Source organism: Actinomadura sp. 21ATH, from assembly GCF_041951345.1.
Lineage (GTDB): Bacteria > Actinomycetota > Actinomycetes > Streptosporangiales > Streptosporangiaceae > Spirillospora.
Map to the genome: position 1 here is coordinate 115,868 of NZ_JBGNUR010000012.1, position 19,513 is coordinate 135,380.

Genomic DNA, 19,513 nt, shown 5'->3' on the forward strand with positions numbered 1-19,513 from the left:
GCGTGCGTGCGGTGTCGTGACCGCGCACCGTCTTCGCCTGCCGGGTACGGCGCGCACCTCGTCCGGGAGGGCCTTCACGGGCCCTCATCACCAGACTAACAAGGGGTTCCGGGGCGGGCATTCCCCGTCCCCGCCCAGGCCGTCCCTGCTCAGGCCCGTCCCCGCTCAGGCCCGCCCCAGGGCGCGGTACTCCCAGCCGGCGGCCCGCCAGCGCGCCGCGTCCAGCGCGTGCCGGCCGTCCACGATCCGCCGGTGCGCGACCACCCCGGCCAGCGCGTCCGGCTCGACCGCGCGGAAGTCCGCCCACTCGGTGAGCAGCACCACCACGTCCGCGTCGCGCGCCGCGTCCAGCGCGCTGCGCCCGTACCGCAGCTCGGGGAACGCGCGGCGGGCGTTGTCCAGCGCGGCCGGGTCGAAGACCCGCACGTGGGCGCCCAGGCCGTGCAGCGTGCGGGCGACGTCGAGCGCGGGCGCGTCGCGCACGTCGTCGGAGTTGGGCTTGAACGCCGCGCCCCACGCCGCGATCCGCGCCCCGCAGACCCGCCCGTCCAGCAGCTCGCGGACCAGGTCGACGGTGCGGGCCCGGCGCCGCCGGTTGATCGCGTCGACCTCGCGCAGGAACGCCACCGCCCGGCCGGCGCCGATCTCCTCGGCGCGGTGCGCGAACGCGCGGATGTCCTTGGGCAGGCAGCCGCCGCCGAAGCCGAGCCCGGGCCGCAGGCACGCGCCGCCGATCCGCGCGTCCGGCGCCAGCGCGGCCGCGAGGTCCGCCACGTCCGCGCCGGCGGCCTCGCAGACCTCGGCCATCGCGTTGATGAACGAGATCTTGGTGGCCAGGTACGCGTTCGCCGCCACCTTGGCCAGCTCGGCGGTGGCGGGATCGGTGGTGACCACCGGGACGCCCTGCTCCAGCAGCGGCCGGAACGCGGCGCGCAGCCGTTCCTCCGCCCAGTCCGAGGCGACGCCGAACACCAGCCGGTCGGGCCGGGTCGTGTCGTCCACGGCGTGGCCCTCGCGCAGGAACTCCGGGTTCCAGGCCAGTTCCACGTCCGTGCCGGCGGGTGCCAGCTCGCGCAGCACCGGGGCCAGCCGCGCCGCCGTCCCGACCGGGACGGTCGACTTGCCGACCACGAGCGCGCGCCGTTCCAGGTGCGGCGCGAGGGAGCGCACGGCCGCGTCCACGTACGAGAGGTCGCAGGCGTCGGAGCCGGGCCGCTGCGGCGTGCCGACGCACACGAAGTGCACGTCGCCGAACGCGCCCGCCTCCTCGTAGGACGTCGTGAACCGCAGCCGTCCCGAGTCCAGCGCCTTGGCCAGCAGTTCGGGCAGGCCGGGTTCGAAGAACGGCAGCTCGCCCGCGGCCAGCCTTGCGATCCTGCGCTCGTCCACGTCCACGCCCATGACCTCGGCGCCGAGCACGGCCATGCAGGTCGCGTGCGTCGCCCCCAGGTACCCGGTGCCGAGCACGGTGAGGCTCGGCATCCCCGTCGAATCCATGCCCTTCACCTATCGGATCACCGCCCCGATCCGCTCGCCCCGCCTCCGCCAGCGCGCCGTCCTGTCCTCTTCCTTGGCGCGGATATGGACCGGTGTTGGCCGGGGGCGGCGAGGTAAGGGCGAATAGCCAAGCCGTGTCTTAAATCTCCCGTACGGTTGTGGGTTGTGCGTGGTTACCAGCGGGTAGCATGATGTCGAGTTACCGACCAGTAGATGCGGGGCCCACGAGCGCCGCCGGAACCAGACGGAGTGTTCATGGGGCACTACAAGAGCAACCTCCGGGACCTGGAGTTCAACCTCTTCGAGGTCTTCGGCCGCCAGGAGCTGCTCGGCACCGGTCCGTACGCCGAGCTTGACGAGGAGACCGCGCGGGACATGCTCGCCGAGGTGAACCGCCTCGCCGAGGGCCCGCTGGCCGAGTCGTTCGCGGACGCCGACCGCAACCCGCCGGTGTTCGACCCCGCGACCGGCACCGTCGCCATGCCGGAGAGCTTCAAGAAGTCGTACCAGGCGTGGATGGACGCCGAGTGGTACCGCGTCGACCTCGCCCCGGCCTTCGGCGGCACCGGCGCCCCCCGCAGCCTGACCTGGGCGCTGGCCGAGCAGGTGCTGGGCTCCAACCCGGCCGTCTACATGTTCTCCTCGGGCCCCGGCTTCGCCCAGATCCTGTGGCAGATCGGGACCGAGGACCAGAAGCGGTTCGCCGAGCTGGCGCTGGAGCGGCAGTGGGGCGCCACGATGGTGCTGACCGAGCCGGACGCCGGCTCCGACGTCGGCGCCGGCCGGGCCAAGGCCGTCCAGCAGCCCGACGGAACGTGGCACATCGAGGGCGTCAAGCGCTTCATCACCTCGGCCGAGCACGACATGTCCGAGAACATCTTCCACCTGGTGCTCGCCCGCCCCGAGGGCGCAGGCCCCGGCACCAAGGGCCTGTCGATGTTCCTCGTGCCGAAGTACATGGTCGACCTGGAGACCGGTGAGCTGGGCGAGCGCAACGGCGCCTACGTCACCAACGTCGAGAAGAAGATGGGCCTGAAGGTCTCCACGACCTGCGAGCTCACCTTCGGCGAGAAGCACCCCGCCGTCGGCTACCTGGTCGGCGACGTGCACGAGGGCATCAAGCAGATGTTCCTGGTGATCGAGTACGCCCGGATGATGGTCGGCACCAAGGCCATCGCCACCCTGTCCACCGGCTACCTGAACGCGCTGGAGTACGCCAAGGAGCGCGTCCAGGGCGCCGACATGACGCAGATGACCGACAAGACCGCGCCCCGGGTCACCATCACCCACCACCCGGACGTGCGGCGCAGCCTGATGACCCAGAAGGCGTACGCCGAGGGCATGCGGGCGCTGGTCCTGCTGACCGCCTCGTACCAGGACGCCGTGCAGGTCGCCGAGCACGAGGGCCGCAAGGACGAGCTGGCCGAGAAGCTGAACGACCTGCTGCTGCCGGTCGTCAAGGGCTTCGGCTCGGAGCGCGCCTACGCGCTGCTGGGCGCCGAGTCGCTGCAGACGCTGGGCGGCTCCGGCTTCCTCCAGGAGTACCCGATCGAGCAGTACATCCGGGACTCCAAGATCGACACCCTGTACGAGGGCACCACCGCGATCCAGGGCCAGGACCTGTTCTTCCGCAAGATCCTGCGCGACAACGGCGCGGCGCTCCAGCACCTCGCCGGCGAGATCAAGGCGTTCGCCGGGAGCGAGGCCGGCAACGGCCGCCTCAAGAACGAGCGCGCGCTCCTCTCCCAGGGCCTGGAGGACGTCCAGGGCATCCTGAACCCGATGATCGGGTGGGCGCTCGGCTCCATGGAGGCGCCGAAGGAGATCTACAAGGTCGGCCTGAACGGCAGCCGCTTCCTGCTCGCCCTCGGCGACCTGATCGTCGCCTGGCTGCTGTGCCGCCAGGCCGAGGTCGCCCTGGCCAAGCTGGACGGCGCCGACGTCTCGCCCGCCGACCGCGACTTCTACACCGGCAAGGTCGCCGCGGCGCAGTTCTTCTGCGCCACCGTGCTGCCCCGCCTGGCCGCCGAGCGCGCCATCGCCGAGAACACCACGCTCGACGTGATGGAGCTGCCCGAGTCGGCTTTCTGAGTCGCCCTCACAGCCCCCGGTACCGCTTCCCGCGGACTGGAACAGGAACGCCCCCGGCGCCCGTGCGGTGCCGGGGGCGTCCCGTTTCGTACGGGGCTCGCACTAGTGCCGCGGCGGCGCCGGATCTATACGCTGACCCCCATGCCGGCTCGCAGACTCCTGGTCGTCCTCGCCGTCCTGACGGCGGCCGCCGGATGCACGGCGGACGATTCACCGCGCAAGGTGGACCCGCCCCGGGCGGGCGCCGCCGGCGCGAACGCCGCCGCCGGCGGCCTGGCCAGGGAGGGCTGGTACGGCGGGGCGGACGGCCTGCACGCCCGCGTCGAGATCAGGGCGCTCGAACGGCGCGGCGCCCAGACCGTGCTGCGGTACGCCGTCACGTCGCTGGACACCGCCGCGAAGTCCGTGCCGTTCGCGGTGAGCCTGCTCGATCCCGTGGGCCGCAGGCTCTACCGGCCGATCGCCGCGAGCACGTCCCCGGCGCCGCCGGTGCCGGGGGCGCCCGCGACGCCCGGCGTGCCCGGGGCTCCAGGGGCGCCCGGGGCGCCGACGACGCCCGCGGTGCCGGGCGCCACCACGCCCGGGTCGCCGGGGGCGCCGCTGACCGCGCGCGCCGAGAGGGTCGCGCACGCCGCGCCGACATCGTCCGGCTCCACGTCGTCGAGCCCGTCCTCCACACCGTCGGCGACGTCCTCGGCGGGCTCGTCCCGGACCCCGTCCCCGTCGCCGTCGCCGTCCGGGACGCCCACGCCCACGCCGCCCGTGCCGAGTCCGGCGGTCGAGCAGTTCGCGCCGGGCGTCACGCGGGAGCTGGCGGCCGGGTTCCCGGCCCTGCCGGCGACGGCGCAGAAGCTGACCGTGCTCGTGAACGGCACCGCCGGGGAGTTCACCGGCGTCCCCGTGACCGGCACGGCGGCCGCCGCGGGGACCGCGGCGACGCCCGGGAACCCGGTCGACCTGTACGACGTCACCGAGGGCGCCACCAGGGACGTGATCGCCGGCAACACGGACGTGAAGGTCAACCTGCGGGCCGACGCGCTCTTCGACAAGGGCACGGCCAAGCCGTCGGGACGCGCCAAGGAGCTGCTCGACCAGGCCGCGCAGGAGCTCAGGCAGAAGGCCGACCCGGCCAGGGGGCCGATCACGATCAGCGGCCACACCGACAGCGAGGGCGCGGACGCCGCGAACCTCAAGCTGTCCGGGGACCGCGCCAAGACCGTCGAGAAGGAGCTGAAGGCCCGGCTCGGCGGCTCGTACACCTACACCGCCCAGGGACGCGGCGAGGCCGAGCTGATCGCCAAGGAGGGCGGGACGGGCGACGCCGCGGCCCGGTCCCGCAACCGGCGCGTGGAGATCGCCTACAACGTGCGGCAGCCGGCCACCGGGACGGGGACGGCGTCACCGGCGGCGCCCGCCTCACCCGCGGCCGCATCCGGCCGCCCGGCGGAGTTCCGCGCCGAGGACGGCGCCACCGTCGCCAGCCGTTCCGCGAGCTTCGCGGGCGCGAAGCGGCGGATCGACGTGAAGCCCTTCTACCGCGACGGCGCGTACCTCGTCGCGGTCTTCGACATCGTGAACCAGGGTCCCGGGACGATCCCGCCGGACGCCGTCTACCCGCACGAGGACTACCTCGGCGGCGCGTTCACCGCGTTCTCCGTGCGGGTCAAGGGCGGTACGGACGTCTACCGCGCCGTACGGGTCGGGCCGCCCGCCGCCAACAGCGCCACGTACGTCGACCCCGGGCGCGGCACGTTCCGCACGGCGGTGAACGCGCCCGCCCGCGGCTTCGTCTACCTACCGGCCCCGCCGGGGAACGTCACGAGCGTCGTCTTCGACGCGGGGCCGTTCGGAAAAATCGACGCGGTTCCGGTCTCCTGAACCACCGGTCCCTCGGGCCACGTGTGGCGAACGACCCTGGCGGATAGTTAAAGAACACGACCATGGTTCGTCCGGCGGAGGTCATCGCATGGGTGTCGGCGTCAGCATTTTCACGATCACCCTCGGGCTGATCCTCAAGTTCGCGATCGCGGAGGACGCGATGACCGATCCGGTGGACATCCACGTCATCGGGGTCATCCTCATCATCGTCGGCGGGGCGTCGTTCGCCCTCCAGCTGCTGATGATGTCCCGGATGCAGAGCCGGAACGCGGGAGGGCACGACAACGACCGCCTCTACAACGGCGACAACCAGCCCTGACGGGCGATCGGGCGGCGCCCGCGGCGCCGCCGATGCCCCCGGCGCTCCCAGTGCCCTACGCGTCCTTGCGGCGCCGGATCTTGCGCCATGCGGCGCGGAGGTACCCGTTCAGCCGCTCGCTCACCCGGCGGGCGGCGGGGAACTCGGTGCCCAGCAGCCCGATCCCGGCCAGGATCGCGACCACGCCGGGTCCGGGGATCACCAGCATGACGATGCCCGCGACGATCAGCGCGAGGCCCGCGATGGTGACGCCGATCTTGCGCGCCAGCCGGACGGCCCCGGACCGCGGCCTCTTCTCGGGCTCCGGTACGGGGACGAGCTCGGCCCGGCCGGTCACGGTGGTGGCGGGGCGGTCGGGTGCGACGGCGGTCACGCGGCCTCCTGCGGGCGTCGGGTTACGGTGCCTTACTGACTGAGACCCCGCGAACGCCGCGAAAGATCGCATGACGGGCGATTGTGACCATCGTCACCGCCGGCCGCGCGGCCACGGCGTACCGTGACCGCGCGGCCGTACGGGGCGTACGGGCCGTGCGGGGCCCTCCCGCGGATCAGTTCCAGGCGAGGATGCGCAGCGGGTCGGCCAGCATGTCGCCCACGTCGCGCAGCACCCTGGAGCCCAGCTCACCGTCGATCACCCGGTGGTCGAACGACAGCGCCAGCGTGGTGACCTTGCGGATCGCCAGCTCGCCCTCGTGCACCCACGGCATGTCGCGGATCTGGCCGAGCGCCAGGATCGCCGACTCGCCGGGCGTGATGATCGGGGTGCCGGTGTCCACCCCGAACACGCCCACATTGGTGATCGTGATCGTGCCGCCGGAGAGGTCGGCCGGGCTCGCCTTGCCCGCCCGCGCGGTCGCCGCCAGCTCGTTCAGCGCCGTGGCGAGCGCGGGCAGCGACAGGTCCTGCGCGTCCTTCACGTTCGGGACGATCAGGCCCCGGTCGGTCGCCGCCGCGATGCCGAGGTTGATCCGCCGGCCGACCACGATCTCGGCGCCGGACGGGGTCTCCTCCCAGCGGGCGTTGACCATCGGGTGCCGGCCGGCCGCCGTGATCAGCGCCTTGGCGACCAGCAGCAGCGGCGACACCTTGACCTCGGCGAACTCGGGGAACCCGCGCAGCCGCCGTACCGCCTCGACCGTCTCCGTCACGTCCACCTGGAGGAACTCGGTGACGTGCGGGGCGGTGAACGCGGAGTTCACCATCGCCGCGGCGGTGGCCTTGCGGACGCCCTTGACGGGGATCCTCTCCTCGTCCTCCTGCGGCACGGCAGGAGCGGCGGCGGGGGCGGCGGACCGGCCGGCGGCGTGGACGTCGTCCCGGGTGATCGAGCCGTGCGGGCCGCTGCCGGTGATCGACGTGAGGTCCACGCCGAGGTCCTTGGCCAGCTTCCGTACGGGCGGCTTGGCCAGCGGCAGCGGGTTGTCCACAGGCTGTGGACGGGGCGCCGGAACGGGCGCCGCGGCCGGTGCGGGAGCGGCGGGAGCGGCGGGAGGCGCGGCCGCGCTGCCGTTGGCGGGCCTGCGCGGGCGCCGCTTGGTCGCCCCCTCCTTCACGCCGTAGCCGACGAGCACCGGCTGCCGCTTGGGCGCGTCCGGCGTCACGGTCCCCGGCTCCTCGGCGGCCGGGACGAGGTCCTCCTTGAGCGCCTCGGCCCGTTCCGAGACCGCGCCCGCGCCCGAGTCCGAGGCGGCGGCCGGTGCCGTGCCGTCGTCCACCGAGATGATCGGCACGCCGACGTCCACCGTCTCGCCCTCGGACACCAGCAGCTCGGCCACCACGCCCTCGTACGGGCACGGCAGCTCCACGATGGCCTTGGCGGTCTCGATCTCCACGATCGTCTGGTTGACCTCGACCGCGTCGCCCGGCGCCACGTGCCACTTGACGATCTCGGCCTCGGTCAGCCCCTCGCCCACGTCGGGCAGCTTGAACTGCTTCATGGTCACCACGCGAACGTACGGTCGACCGCGCCCAGGATGCGGTCGAGGTCGGGCAGGTAGTGGTCCTCCAGCCGGGACGGCGGGTACGGCGTCGAGAAGCCGCCGACGCGCAGCACCGGCGACTCCAGCCGGTAGAAGCACTTCTCGGTCACCCGGGCGGCCAGCTCGCCGCCGTAGCCGCCGAACACCGGCGCCTCGTGGACGACCACGCAGCGCCCGGTGCGGTTCACCGACTCCACGACCGTGCCGATGTCGAGGGGGTTGAGTGAGCGGAGGTCGATGACCTCCAGCGAGCGGCCCTCGTCGGCCTCGGCCGCCGCGGCGGCCTCCAGGCACGTCTTGACCGCCGGCCCGTACGCCAGCAGCGTCGCGTCGCCGCCGGGCCGGACCACCCGCGCCTCGTGCAGCGGGGCGCCGGGCGCGTCCAGCTCGACGGGCGCCTTTTCCCAGTAGCGGCGCTTCGGCTCGAAGAAGATCACCGGGTCGGGCGAGGCGATCGACTGCTGGATCATCGTGTACGCGTCGGCCGGGTTGGAGCAGGCCACCACCCGCAGCCCCGCCGTGTGGACGAAGTAGTTCTCCGGCGACTCGCTGTGGTGCTCCACGGCCCCGATGCCGCCGCCGCACGGGATGCGGACGACGACCGGCAGCGAGAGCTTCCCGAGCGACCGCAGGTGCATCTTCGCCAGCTGGGTGATGATCTGGTCGGCCGCCGGGAACACGAACCCGTCGAACTGGATCTCGACGACCGGCCGGTAGCCGCGCAGGGCCAGCCCGATCGCGGTGCCGACGATGCCCGACTCGGCGAGCGGGGTGTCGATCACCCGTTCCTCGCCGAAGTCCTTCTGCAGCCCGTCGGTCACCCGGAAGACGCCGCCGAGCTTGCCGACGTCCTCGCCCATGATCAGGACCTTGGGGTCGTCCTCCATGGCCCTGCGCATGCCCTGGTTCAGCGCCCTGGCCAGCGTGAGGGTCTCGGTCTCCCCGGTACGCGCGGTACGCGCGGTACCGGACGCCATCGTCTCGGTCATGACCGCTCTTCCTCCCCCTCGAAGGACGCCAGATAGGCGGCGAACTGCTCCTGCTCCTCGGTCATCAGCGGATGCGGCTCCGCGTACACGTGGTCGAAGATGTCCAGCGGTCCCGGGTCCGGCAGCGCCAGGCACTGCCGGCGCAGCTCGGCCGCGTACTCCTTGGCCTCCTGCTCGACCTTCTCGAAGAACGCGGGGTCGGCCATGTCGCCGCGGACGAGGTGGGCCTTGACCCGCTCGATCGGGTCCTTGAGCTTCCACGCCTCCTCCTCGGCCTTGAGGCGGTAGCGCGTGGGGTCGTCGGTGGTGGTGTGGGCGCCCATCCGGTACGTGTACGCCTCGACGAGCGTGGGGCCCTGCCCCGTACGGGCGTTCTCCAGGGCCTTCCGCGTCACGGCCAGGCAGGCGAAGACGTCGTTGCCGTCCACGCGCAGGCCGGGGAAGCCGTACCCCTGGGCGCGCTTGTAGAGGGGGATGCGCGTCTGCTTCTCCAGGGGCTCGGAGATAGCCCACTGGTTGTTCTGGCAGAAGAACACGACCGGCGCGTTGAACACGGACGCGAACACGAAGGACTCGTTCACGTCCCCCTGCGACGTCGCCCCGTCGCCGAAGTAGGCGATGGTCGCGCCCGCGGACGGCGTGCCGAGCACCCCGTCGCGCTGGATCCCCATCGCGTAGCCCGTCGCGTGCAGCGTCTGGCTGCCGATCACGATCGTGTAGAGGTGGAAGCCGTGCTCGGCCGGGTCCCAGCCGCCGTGGTTCACGCCGCGGAACAGCCCGAGCAGCCGCAGCGGCTCGACCTCGCGGCACCACGCCACGCCGTGCTCGCGGTACGTCGGGAAGACCATGTCGTGCTCGCCCAGCGCCCGCCCGGAGCCGATCTGCGCGGCCTCCTGACCCAGCAGGGAGGCCCAGATTCCGAGCTCGCCCTGCCTGGTGAGGGCGACCGCCTCCAGATCGAACCGGCGGACGATGACCAGGTCCCGGTAGAGCCCGCGGATCTCCTCGGGGGAGAGGTCCAGCGGGTAGTCCGGATGCTCGATCCGCTCGCCCTCGGGCGTGAGCAGCTGGATCAGCTCGGGTTCGGCGTGCCCCGGGATGGCTGGCGCGCCGCGGACGGAGTCGATCGTCATCGATGACACTCCTCGTTCGGGGCCGGATCGCGGGATCGCCGCTCGCCGGCCGGCCTCAGTGGCCTCCGCTCTCCCCTGGTAAAGGGACGAAAGCCGCTAATGCCATCGTGGCAGACATCACACCTGGTAGCGCAAGCCCCCAGGTACCCGATCCCTACCCAACCCGGATCCGCTCAGCCCACCGGGGCCGCTGTGAAGCGCGGGACTCCCGGAACCGTCACTCGCGGGACAGCGAACGGGTCGCCCCGGCGGCCACCGTCAGGCCGAGGATGAAGCCGGCGATGACGATCAGATTGGCGATCCACTGGTAGACGCCCTGCGGCGCGAACACGCGCTCCTGGCCCAGGTCGCCGATCGGCAGCAGCAGGTCGAGGGTGTAGAAGAACGCGTTGAAATGCGGGTGGTCGTCCTCGTTGAGGATGCCCGGCTTCTTCAGGGAGAACACGATCGTGCCGAACGCGAGCAGCCCCATCAGCCAGCTCGCCGCACGGAACGGGCGGTAGCCGTAGCCGACCAGCCCGTCCTGCAGCCAGCCGATGATCTTGCGGGGAACGCCCTGCGTCTTGCGCCGGTCGCGGGCCTTGGCCAGCAGCACCGAGCGGCCGTCCGCGTCCAGGCCGAGCGAGCGGTAGGTCTGCGCGAGCCGCTCGTACGGCTGCGGCTGGTAGCCGTCGGTGTCGCGGCGGATCCAGCCCAGCCGCTCGCGGGCCGCCAGCGGCGGTTCGAGCGTCTCGTACTGGAGGCCGTCCAGCTGGAGGCGCTCCGGCCACGTCTCGCGATCGTCGCGGAGCAGGTTGATCCGGGCGTACGAGAGGTCGGCGACGCCCGCCATCCGCTCGGCCGGGCGCAGCAGCAGCTCCTCCGCCTGGAGGCGCTGGAGGCTCAGGGCCGTGCCGGAGGCGTTGTTCAGGCGGGCGCCGCGGAAGCTGAGCTGGCCGGTGACCCGCGCGCCGGCGAAGCTGACCGTGCCGGCGGCGTTGAACCCGTCCGAGCAGTAGACGTCGGTCTCCACCGCGAGATCGTCGGCGTTGAGCGCGATGCCCTCGGGGTTGGACAGCTCCGCGCCGACGAACGACAGGTAGCCGCCGACCCGCGCGCCGCGCAGCCGGATCGAGCCCTGCGCCGAGAAGCCGCCGTCGCAGAACACGTTCGCCGCCACGTCGAGCCGGCTCGCGTACAGCGCGGCGCCCGACGGGTTGTGCAGCCGCGCCTTGCGGAAGATCAGCTGGCCGCCGACCCGGGCGCCGGGCAGCCGCACCTCGCCGTTGGCCAGGAAGCCCTGGTCGCAGTACACGTTGGCGTCCACGGTGAGCCGGTCGGCGAGCAGCGCGTCCCCGCCCGGATTGAGCAGCTGGACGCCCGACATGTTGAGGATGCCGGCGATGTGCGCCCCGTCCAGCAGCAGCCCGCCCGTCACCTGGCTGCCCTCCAGCCAGAGATGGCCGTCTACCCGCGTCCCGGACGCGATCAGGCCGGGCAGCCGGCACCGCATCAGGTGGACGCTGTTCATGCCCGCCCAGTAGAAGTGCGGCGCGTGGTCGAAGCTGCACCCCGTCAGCGCCAGCGGCACCGCCACCTGCGCATGCCCCAGGTTGAGCGCGCCGAGGATCCGCGCCCCGGTCAGCCGCACGGCGGCGATGTGCCCCGACTCCGGCTCCACCGCGCCGGCCAGGAGCGCGACCAGCACCTCGGCGCGGATCATCCGCTCCGGGCCCCAGCGGTCGGCGGTGGACGGATCGTTCAGGACGGGGTCGCCGCTGGAGAGGTCGACGGACTCACCGCGCGGGAACGCCTCCCACAGGCGGCGCTCCGGTGGTGACAGCTCATCGATGTTCATCGAACGACTCCGGGGTACGGGTGGTCTCGCTCAGGCCATGGTGCCGTACGCTTCTGACGGTAAGGAAACCGCAGATCACTAAGGGGGCGGTCGTGGCTCGCGTGGTCGTCGACGTCATGCTCAAGCCGGAGATCCTCGACCCGCAGGGGCAGGCCATCGCCCGCAAGCTGCCGCAGATGGGCTTCGAAGGCGTCGCCGCCGTCCGGCAGGGGAAGCGCTTCGAGGTCGAGCTGGACGGCCCGGCCGACGACGAGGCCCTGGAGCGGGTCCGCAAGATCGCCGAGACGCTGCTGGCCAATCCGGTGATCGAGAACTTCGAGGTGCACGTTCTCTGAGGTTCGCGCCGCCTCTGAGGCGAATGGCCGCAATTGCGGGCCGAGCCCATCGATCTTGCCGCGTTCCAATCGATTCGGATCCTTTTCTGGAACGTCCGATTCGCCCGGCGGCCGTTGGTGGCCGTCCCGGCCGTGCAGGGTAAAGCGGCTTGCCGGCAACCGAGATTTCACCGAAAGAGCCGACGGTCCAACGATTACGCAAGATACCGCCGGGGAAACCTTAGCGACGTCGAGACGCGCAGCGCGCTCGGGGGACCGCGGCCTCGGCCGCGGGGCATGACACGAGGTGACCGGTGGACATGAAGTTCTCGCTCGAACTGCCGCGCGAGGCGTTGAGCATCCCGGTGATCCGGCGCGTGCTGGGGGACGCGCTGCGCGCACTGGGCGTTTCCGAGGACTGCGTCGGGGATATCCTCGTCGCCGCTTCGGAGGCGTGCACGAATGTGATCCTGCACGCGCGCGCGTCCGGTGATTTCGAGGTCACCGGGAGTGTCGACGACGGCGGCTGCCGGCTGCGGATCGAGGACGGCGGGCGCGGCCTGCGTAAAGCGCCACCGCTCACAGAACGGGACGATTTGGCCGAATCAGGCCGCGGTATTAGGATCATGCGGGCGCTGGTGGACGACCTGAGCATCGACTCCGCCCCCGAACACGGCACCGTCGTCCACCTCCACAAGCGCCTGACCTGGCGCGACGAGGCCCTCATCAGGCGCCTCGACGGCAGGCTCATGCACAGCGCCGGGTAGATTGGGACCCGCGCGCGGGGTACGCACCGCGCACCGGTGATCGGCATCGCTGTTCGGCGAAGAGAGCCGCCCAGCCCCGGCCGCCCTCATTTCGGAGGAACAGAAGAGATGGACGCTGCCCGGGTTGGGGTCATCACCTTCCCAGGTTCCCTCGACGATCGTGACGCCGCCCGAGCCGTACGGCTCGCGGGGGCCGAGCCCGTCGCCCTCTGGCACGCCGACCACGACCTTCAGGGCGTGGACGCCGTCGTGCTCCCCGGAGGGTTCTCCTACGGGGACTACCTGCGCGCCGGGGCGATCGCCCGGTTCGCGCCGCTGATGACCGAGCTGGTCGCCGCCGCCCAGGCGGGCCTGCCGGTGCTCGGCATCTGCAACGGGTTCCAGGTCCTCTGCGAGTCGCACCTGCTGCCCGGCGCCCTGCTGCCCAACGCCGGCCTGCACTTCGTGTGCCGCGACCAGCGGCTCCGCGTCGACAACGCCGGGACGGCCTGGACCGCCGACTACAGCGAGGGCCAGGAGCTGGTCATCCCGATCAAGAACGCGGACGGCCGCTTCGCCGCTGACAAGGAGACCCTGGAGGAGCTGGAGGAGAGCGGCCGCATCGTCGCCCGCTACCTCGACCTGAACCCCAACGGGTCCCTCAACGACATCGCGGGCATCTGCAACGAGGCCGGCAACGTGGTCGGTCTCATGCCCCACCCCGAGCACGCCGTGGAGTCCCTCACCGGTCCGTCCACCGACGGGCTCGGCTTCTTCACCTCGATCGTCAAGAGACTGGTCAACGCATGAGCGAGCAGCCGCCCACCCCTCCCGGCACCCCGGACGCCCCCGCGCCCGGTTCGCCCGACGAGCCGAGCCTGGAGTGGCTCGTCGAGCTGAAGTCCGACGCCGACGACCCCGAGCTGCAGCCGGTCGACCCCTCGGTCACCCAGGCGTACGAGGCCGTCCGCGAGGAAGGCGAGCGCGAGGCCGCCCGCACCGGTAACACGGGCCCGCAGCCCGCCGTCCAGCCCGAGCCGGGCCCGCAGTACGCCGCCCCGGGCAACACCGGCCCGCAGCCCGCCGTGCAGCCTGAGCCGGGCCCGCAGTACGGGTCGCCGGGCAACACGGGCCCGCAGCCGGCCGTTCCCGGTAACACGGGCCCGCAGCCCGCCGTTCAGCCTGAGCCGGCGCCGCAGTACGGAGCCCCGAGCAACACCGGGCCGCAGCCCGCCGTGCAGCCCGAGGCTGGCCCGCAGTACGGCATGCCTGGTAGCACCGGCCCCCAGCCCGCCGTTCAGCCCGAGCCGGCGCCGCAGTACGGAGCCCCGAGCAACACGGGCCCGCAGCCGGCCGTCCAGCCTGAGGCGGAGCCGCAGTACGGCGCCCCGACGGGCAACACCGGGCCGCAGCCGGCCGTGTCCGGCGACACGGGCCCGCAGCCGGCCGTTCAGCCCGAGCCGGCGCCGCAGTACGGCGTGCCCGGTAACACCGGGCCGCAGGCCGCCGTGTCCGGCGAGCACTTCGAGGTGCCGGAGGGGGAGGCCGATGCGGGCGGGCCGACCCAGGAGACGGCGAACGAGCCGTTCGTGCCCGCGGAGGTGCCCGCGCCGGTGACGGCCGCGGAGATCCTGCAGCGGCTCGGCAAGCCCGCCGACGCCACCGCGGGCGACGAGCCCGCCGAGCAGTGGGGCGCGCCGGAGCCGGTTGCGCCGGAGCCGCGGCCCGAGGCCGAGCCGGGCACCGACACGGTCGCGGTCGCGGCGGCGACGCCGGACCGGTCGCTGCCGTACGCCGAGCTGGGCATGAAGGACGAGGAGTACCACCGGGTACGCGACATCCTCGGCCGCCGCCCCACGTCCGCCGAGCTGGCGATCTACTCGGTGATGTGGAGCGAGCACTGCTCGTACAAGAGCTCGAAGGTGCACCTGCGCCAGTTCGGCGACAAGGCGCCGCAGACCGACGCGCTGCTGGTCGGCATGGGCGAGAACGCCGGGGTCGTGGACGTGGGCCAGGGCTGGGCGGTCACCTTCAAGGTGGAGTCGCACAACCACCCGTCGTACGTGGAGCCCTACCAGGGCGCGGCGACCGGGGTCGGCGGGATCGTGCGCGACATCATGTCGATGGGCGCGCGGCCGGTCGCGGTGATGGACTCGCTGCGCTTCGGCCCGGCGGACGCGCCGGACACCCAGCGGGTGCTGCCGGGCGTGGTCGCGGGCGTGGGCGGGTACGGCAACTCGCTGGGCCTGCCCAACATCGGCGGCGAGACCGTCTTCGACGCCTGCTACGCGCAGAACCCCCTCGTGAACGCCCTGTGCGTCGGCGTGATGAAGCACGAGGACATCAAGCGCGCGATCGCCCCGGGCCCGGGCAACCGGGTCATCCTGTTCGGGGCCGGTACGGGCCCGGACGGGATCGGCGGCGCCTCCGTCCTGGCGTCGGCGACGTTCGACGAGGAGTCGCAGGCCAAGCGGCCGAGCGTGCAGGTCGGCGACCCGTTCATGGAGAAGCTGCTGATCGAGTGCTGCCTGGAGCTGTTCCGCGAGGACCTCGTGGTCGGCATCCAGGACCTCGGCGCGGCCGGGGTGTCCTGCGCGACGACCGAGCTGGCCGCGGCCGGCACCGGCGGCATGCACGTGGAGCTGGACTCGGTCCCGCTGCGCGACGCGACGCTGCGCCCTGAGGAGATCCTCATGAGCGAGTCGCAGGAGCGCATGATGGCCGTGGTCGAGCCGGGCAAGGTCGACCGGTTCCTGGAGATCTGCGCCAAGTGGGAGATCCCGGCGACGACGATCGGCGCGGTCACCGACACCGGCCGCCTGGTGATGACCTGGCGCGGCGAGACGATCGTGGACATCCCGCCGACGACGGCCGCCGACGAGGGCCCGGTGTACCAGCGGCCGTACGAGCCGCCGGCGGACCTGGGCCGGCTGCAGGCCGACACGCCGGGACGGCTGACGCGGCCGTCCAGCGCCGACGAGATCCGCCGCACGGTCCTGTGGCTGGCGGGTTCGCCGAACCTGGCGAGCAAGACGTGGGTGACCTCGCAGTACGACCGGTACGTCATGGGCAACACCGTGATGGCGATGCCCGAGGACGCGGGCGTCGTGCGGATCGACGACGAGTCGGGCCTGGGCCTGGCGCTGTCCCTGGACGGCAACGGCCGCTACACGCGCCTGGACCCGTACTCGGGCGCCCAGCTCGCGCTGTCGGAGGCGTTCCGCAACGTGGCCGCCACCGGCGCCCGCCCGCTCGCGGTGACCAACTGCCTCAACTTCGGGTCCCCGGAGGACCCGGGGGTGATGTGGCAGTTCGCGCAGGCCGTGGAGGGGCTGGCGGACGCCTGCCAGTACCTCGGCGTCCCGGTCACCGGCGGAAACGTCAGCTTCTACAACCAGACCGGCACCACGCCGATCAACCCGACGCCGGTCATCGGCGTGCTGGGCGTCCACGACGACGTCCGGCGGCACGTGAACATGTCGTTCACCTCGGACGGCGCGACCCTGGCGCTCCTCGGTGAGACGCGCGAGGAGTTCGGCGGCTCGGAGTGGGCGCACGTGGTCTACGACCACCTGGGCGGGCTGCCGCCGCTGGTCGACCTGGCCGCCGAGCGCGCGCTGGCGTCCGTCCTGGTGACCGCCGCCCGCGAGGGGCTGCTGACGGCCGCGCACGACCTGTCCGACGGCGGGCTCTCCCAGGCCCTGGTGGAGTCCTGCCTGCGCGGCGGGCTCGGCGCGAAGATCACCCTGCGCGGGGACGCGTTCGTGTCGCTGTTCAGCGAGTCGGTCGCCCGCGCCGTGGTGGCGATCCGTCCCGGCGCCGAGCAGCGCGTCGCGCAGCTGTGCGAGGCGAACGGCGTACCGGTGTCGCAGCTGGGGATCATCGGCGGCGACTCCCTCGACGTGTCGTCCGTCGGCGCCGACGGCGAGACGCAGGAGCTGTTCTCGATCCCGCTGGTCGAGCTGCGGGACGCGCACGAGCGCACCGTCCCGAGCTACGCGGCGGGCTAGAAGACGCCCGAAGCGCCCGGTCCCGCACGCGGGGGCCGGGCGCTTCGCGTCGCTCGTGCCAGGCCGGTTCGGGAACGGGCAGTGCGGCGCTAGTCCAGCCGGTCGCGGCGGCGGGTCAGGTAGGCGGCCTCGGCGGTGTTGCCCGCCAGCTCGATGGCCCTGCCGTAGGCCGTGCGCGACTCCCGGACGCGGCCCAGCCGGCGCAGGAGGTCGGCGCGGGCGGCGTGGTAGGCGTGATACCCCGCCAGCCTCTCCTCAAGGCGGTCGACGGCCGCCAGCGCCGCCTCCGGGCCGTCGAGCTCGGCGACCGCGATGGCCCGGTTGAGGGCGACGATCGGGGACGGGTCGAGCCGGGCGAGCTGGTCGTAGAGGGCGACGACCTGCGCCCAGTCGGTGCCGCGCACGTCGCGGGCGGAGGTGTGCACCGCGTTGATCGCCGCGAGGATCTGGTAGCGGCCCGGCGCCTCCCCGGAGGCCAGGCGCTCGCGCACCAGCCGGTGCCCCTCCTCGATCAGCGCCGCGTCCCAGGTTCCGCGGTCCTGCTCGCCGAGGGGGACCAGCTCGCCGTCCGCCGAGACCCGGGCGGCGCGGCGGGCCTCGGTGAGGAGCATCAGCGCCAGCAGCCCGGCCACCTCGCCGTCCTCGGGCATGAGGGTGCGGACCAGGCGGGTCAGCCGGATCGCCTCGGCGGTCAGGCCGGGGAGTACGGGATCGGTGTCCGGGCCGGTCGCCAGGTAGCCCTCGTTGAAGATGAGGTAGAGGACGGCGAGCACGCCGGAGACGCGCGCCGGGAGGTCCGCCGCGGCCGGCACACGGTAGGGGATGCGCGCCGCCTTGATCTTGGCCTTCGCGCGGGTGATCCGCTGCCCCGTGGCGGCCTCCTGCATCAGGAAGGCACGGGCGATCTCCGGTACGGTCAGCCCGCCGACCATGCGCAGCGTCAGCGCCACGCGGGTCCGCATCGCGAGGGCCGGATGGCAGCAGGTGAAGATCATCCGGAGCCGCTCGTCGTCGATCGCGCCGGGAGGCTCGGGCGGGCCGTCGCCGTGGACCATCCGCGCCTCCTGCTGCTTGTCGCCGCGCTTGCTCTCGCGCCGGATCCGGTCGATGGCCTTGCGGTTGGCGGTGGTGGTCAGCCAGGCGCCCGGATTGGGCGGTACGCCGCCGGCCGGCCACCGCTCGACGGCGGTCGCGAACGCCTCGGCCGCCGCCTCCTCGGCGATGTCGAGGTCACCGAAGCGCTTGGTCAGCGAGGCGACCACCCGTGCCCACTCAGCGCGGTGGGCGCGGGTGATCGCCTCCTGGACGTCCCCCACGCTCAGTCGCCCAGGAACGGCCGTACCTCGACCCTCCGGTTGCAGTGCTTCGACCCCTCGGCGGCGAGCCTGAGCGCCACGTCCAGGTCGGGAGCCTCGATGATCCAGAAGCCCGCCAGGAACTCCTTCGACTCCAGGAAGGGCCCGTCGCTGAACATCGGCTCCTCACCCCGGTTGTCGATCACGGTGGCGGATCCCGGCGACGCGAGCCCGCCGGCGAACACCCAGTGGCCTCCCGCCACCAGCCGGTCGTTGTACGCGTGGATGGCGTCCATCTCGGCCGGGGTGGCGGAGCCGGTCCTGTCGTCGATCACGGAAACCAGGTACCGCATCCGAGACCCTCTCCTGTGGCGAGCACCGCGCAGCCTAGGGAGCGTACTGGGGGCGCCCGCCGGGCCGGTAGACCTGGATCGTCACGCCGTTCGCGGTCGCTCGCGACTCGACCGGTTCGAGCGCCATGTCCGGGCCGGTGGCGGGGAACAGCCGCGTTCCCTGGCCGATGACCACGGGATAGGTGAGCAGGATGATCTCGTCGACCAGCCGGGCGCCGAACAGCGAGCGGACCAGGCTGCCGCTGCCGTGCACCTGCAGCTCACCCCCGGGCTCGGCCTTCAGCTTCCGGACCGCGTCGGCGACGTCACCGGAGATGACGGTCGTGTCCGCCCACCGCGGCTCGGTGATGGTGTTCGACGCCACGTACTTGGGCCGCCCGTTCAGCGCCGTCGAGATCGGGTTGTCGCCCTCGTTCGACCCCCACGTGCCGGTCCCCCAGGAGGCGGCGAAGATGTCGTACGTCCGCCGCCCGAACAGGAACGCGCCGGCGCGCTGGAACACCTGGCCGAGGTACGCCTCACCTTCGTGGTCGAACAGCGGCAGCGCCCAGCCGCCGCGCTCGAACCCGTCCCCGCGGTCCTCCTCGGCCCCTCCGAGCCCCTGCATCACACCATCGACGGAGACGTGCGTGACGGTCGTCAGTCTCATGTCGCAGATCCCTTCCCGCTGAGTTCGTCGCTCTCACCTCCGCTACGAACGAGGAACCCCCGATCCGACACCCCCGCCAGGATTTTCCGCGAGACTTTTCTCGATCGTGCCGGACACGCGAGAGAACGGAACACGAGGGAGACCAAGGTGGACGCGGACCTGAGGCCATGGGTCGTCTCAACCGACCCGGAGATCATCGATCGCTTGTTGCAACGATGGAGGCGGCTCGGCCCCCGAGAGAGCTTGGAGGATTACGCTCACGAGCTCGGCTGCCGTCCGAACGCGGAACTGGGGCAGGTCAACTCGATCTTCGTTCTGACGACCCCCGAAGGGGAGCGGTACCCCGTCTGGGAACCTGGCCCGAACCGGCGTCCGAAGCAGTCCCCGGTCGACTGATCGGCGGCGCCTACGAACGCGGGGCTT

At 72.5% G+C, this 19,513-nt stretch carries 16 protein-coding genes and 1 riboswitch; of the genes, 7 read left to right on the forward strand and 9 right to left on the reverse strand.

Annotated features, from left to right (window positions below):
* Positions 1 to 21: 21 nt before the first annotated feature.
* A riboswitch (guanidine-III (ykkC-III) riboswitch) is annotated at positions 22 to 89 on the reverse strand.
* A 76-nt stretch (positions 90 to 165) separates the two neighbouring features.
* A complete protein-coding gene (locus ACA361_RS29225) occupies positions 166 to 1,497 on the reverse strand; it encodes a UDP-glucose dehydrogenase family protein (protein WP_375017198.1) in 1,332 nt (443 codons plus the stop codon).
* Positions 1,498 to 1,752: 255 nt separating this feature from the next.
* Here ACA361_RS29225 and ACA361_RS29230 point away from each other — a divergent pair, with 255 nt between their 5' ends.
* The 3 genes from ACA361_RS29230 (at position 1,753) to ACA361_RS29240 (ending at position 5,785) form a co-directional block, all read left to right on the forward strand.
* The gene (locus ACA361_RS29230; RefSeq protein WP_375017200.1) at positions 1,753 to 3,588 is read left to right on the forward strand and encodes an acyl-CoA dehydrogenase; all 1,836 of its coding nucleotides are present in this window, start codon (positions 1,753 to 1,755) and stop codon (positions 3,586 to 3,588) included.
* A gap of 141 nt (positions 3,589 to 3,729) precedes the next feature.
* Positions 3,730 to 5,466 (forward strand): OmpA family protein, encoded by a 1,737-nt coding sequence (locus ACA361_RS29235; protein ID WP_375017202.1) that lies wholly within the window; start codon positions 3,730 to 3,732, stop codon positions 5,464 to 5,466.
* Between the two features lie 88 nt (positions 5,467 to 5,554).
* Entirely contained in the window at positions 5,555 to 5,785 is a 231-nt protein-coding gene (locus tag ACA361_RS29240; protein ID WP_375017204.1) for a DUF6458 family protein, read from the forward strand.
* A 55-nt stretch (positions 5,786 to 5,840) separates the two neighbouring features.
* Here the strand turns inward: ACA361_RS29240 and ACA361_RS29245 are convergent, their stop codons facing one another.
* From ACA361_RS29245 to ACA361_RS29265, 5 genes are all read right to left on the reverse strand, one after another.
* Complete coding sequence (locus ACA361_RS29245; RefSeq protein WP_375017205.1) at positions 5,841 to 6,158, reverse strand: PGPGW domain-containing protein; 318 nt, start codon at positions 6,156 to 6,158, stop codon at positions 5,841 to 5,843.
* 175 nt (positions 6,159 to 6,333) lie between these two features.
* The gene (locus ACA361_RS29250; RefSeq protein WP_375017440.1) at positions 6,334 to 7,722 is read right to left on the reverse strand and encodes a dihydrolipoamide acetyltransferase family protein; all 1,389 of its coding nucleotides are present in this window, start codon (positions 7,720 to 7,722) and stop codon (positions 6,334 to 6,336) included.
* A 2-nt stretch (positions 7,723 to 7,724) separates the two neighbouring features.
* A complete protein-coding gene (locus ACA361_RS29255; RefSeq protein ID WP_375017207.1) occupies positions 7,725 to 8,753 on the reverse strand; it encodes an alpha-ketoacid dehydrogenase subunit beta in 1,029 nt (342 codons plus the stop codon).
* Positions 8,750 to 9,886, reverse strand: a complete 1,137-nt coding sequence (pdhA, locus tag ACA361_RS29260) for a pyruvate dehydrogenase (acetyl-transferring) E1 component subunit alpha (protein WP_375017209.1) — start codon at positions 9,884 to 9,886, stop codon at positions 8,750 to 8,752. Before pdhA ends, ACA361_RS29255 begins: the two co-directional genes overlap by 4 nt.
* 217 nt (positions 9,887 to 10,103) lie before the next feature.
* Complete coding sequence (locus ACA361_RS29265; protein WP_375017210.1) at positions 10,104 to 11,723, reverse strand: hypothetical protein; 1,620 nt, start codon at positions 11,721 to 11,723, stop codon at positions 10,104 to 10,106.
* Positions 11,724 to 11,815: 92 nt separating this feature from the next.
* On the opposite strand from ACA361_RS29265, the gene purS reads away from it, so the two are divergent.
* The 4 genes from purS (at position 11,816) to purL (ending at position 16,793) form a co-directional block, all read left to right on the forward strand.
* On the forward strand, positions 11,816 to 12,058 hold the full coding sequence (gene purS, locus ACA361_RS29270; protein ID WP_375017212.1) for a phosphoribosylformylglycinamidine synthase subunit PurS: 243 nt from the start codon (positions 11,816 to 11,818) through the stop codon (positions 12,056 to 12,058).
* Between the two features lie 299 nt (positions 12,059 to 12,357).
* On the forward strand, positions 12,358 to 12,804 hold the full coding sequence (locus ACA361_RS29275) for an ATP-binding protein (protein WP_375017442.1): 447 nt from the start codon (positions 12,358 to 12,360) through the stop codon (positions 12,802 to 12,804).
* A gap of 108 nt (positions 12,805 to 12,912) precedes the next feature.
* Entirely contained in the window at positions 12,913 to 13,593 is a 681-nt protein-coding gene (purQ, locus tag ACA361_RS29280; protein ID WP_375017214.1) for a phosphoribosylformylglycinamidine synthase subunit PurQ, read from the forward strand.
* A 974-nt stretch (positions 13,594 to 14,567) separates the two neighbouring features.
* Complete coding sequence (gene purL, locus ACA361_RS29285) at positions 14,568 to 16,793, forward strand: phosphoribosylformylglycinamidine synthase subunit PurL (protein ID WP_375017444.1); 2,226 nt, start codon at positions 14,568 to 14,570, stop codon at positions 16,791 to 16,793.
* An 89-nt stretch (positions 16,794 to 16,882) separates the two neighbouring features.
* Here the strand turns inward: purL and ACA361_RS29290 are convergent, their stop codons facing one another.
* The 3 genes from ACA361_RS29290 to ACA361_RS29300 are packed head-to-tail and all read right to left on the reverse strand — an operon-like array spanning position 16,883 to position 19,090.
* Positions 16,883 to 18,109, reverse strand: coding sequence for an RNA polymerase sigma factor (locus tag ACA361_RS29290; protein ID WP_375017216.1), 1,227 nt, complete (start codon positions 18,107 to 18,109; stop codon positions 16,883 to 16,885).
* A 2-nt stretch (positions 18,110 to 18,111) separates the two neighbouring features.
* Positions 18,112 to 18,441: a YciI family protein gene (locus ACA361_RS29295; RefSeq protein WP_375017218.1), complete on the reverse strand. Its 330-nt coding sequence runs from the start codon at positions 18,439 to 18,441 to the stop codon at positions 18,112 to 18,114.
* Positions 18,442 to 18,475: 34 nt separating this feature from the next.
* The gene (locus tag ACA361_RS29300; RefSeq protein WP_375017220.1) at positions 18,476 to 19,090 is read right to left on the reverse strand and encodes a dihydrofolate reductase family protein; all 615 of its coding nucleotides are present in this window, start codon (positions 19,088 to 19,090) and stop codon (positions 18,476 to 18,478) included.
* Positions 19,091 to 19,513: the final 423 nt, after the last annotated feature.

Coding starts and splice junctions, on each gene's coding strand:
- ACA361_RS29225 (WP_375017198.1), bottom strand. CDS start 1,497: ATGGATTCGACGGGGATGCCGAGCCTCACCGTGCTCGGCACCGGGTAC.
- ACA361_RS29230 (WP_375017200.1), top strand. CDS start 1,753: ATGGGGCACTACAAGAGCAACCTCCGGGACCTGGAGTTCAACCTCTTC.
- ACA361_RS29235 (WP_375017202.1), top strand. CDS start 3,730: ATGCCGGCTCGCAGACTCCTGGTCGTCCTCGCCGTCCTGACGGCGGCC.
- ACA361_RS29240 (WP_375017204.1), top strand. CDS start 5,555: ATGGGTGTCGGCGTCAGCATTTTCACGATCACCCTCGGGCTGATCCTC.
- ACA361_RS29250 (WP_375017440.1), bottom strand. CDS start 7,722: ATGAAGCAGTTCAAGCTGCCCGACGTGGGCGAGGGGCTGACCGAGGCC.
- ACA361_RS29255 (WP_375017207.1), bottom strand. CDS start 8,753: ATGACCGAGACGATGGCGTCCGGTACCGCGCGTACCGCGCGTACCGGG.
- pdhA (WP_375017209.1), bottom strand. CDS start 9,886: ATGACGATCGACTCCGTCCGCGGCGCGCCAGCCATCCCGGGGCACGCC.
- ACA361_RS29265 (WP_375017210.1), bottom strand. CDS start 11,723: ATGAACATCGATGAGCTGTCACCACCGGAGCGCCGCCTGTGGGAGGCG.
- ACA361_RS29275 (WP_375017442.1), top strand. CDS start 12,358: ATGAAGTTCTCGCTCGAACTGCCGCGCGAGGCGTTGAGCATCCCGGTG.
- purQ (WP_375017214.1), top strand. CDS start 12,913: ATGGACGCTGCCCGGGTTGGGGTCATCACCTTCCCAGGTTCCCTCGAC.
- ACA361_RS29295 (WP_375017218.1), bottom strand. CDS start 18,441: ATGCGGTACCTGGTTTCCGTGATCGACGACAGGACCGGCTCCGCCACC.
- ACA361_RS29300 (WP_375017220.1), bottom strand. CDS start 19,090: ATGAGACTGACGACCGTCACGCACGTCTCCGTCGATGGTGTGATGCAG.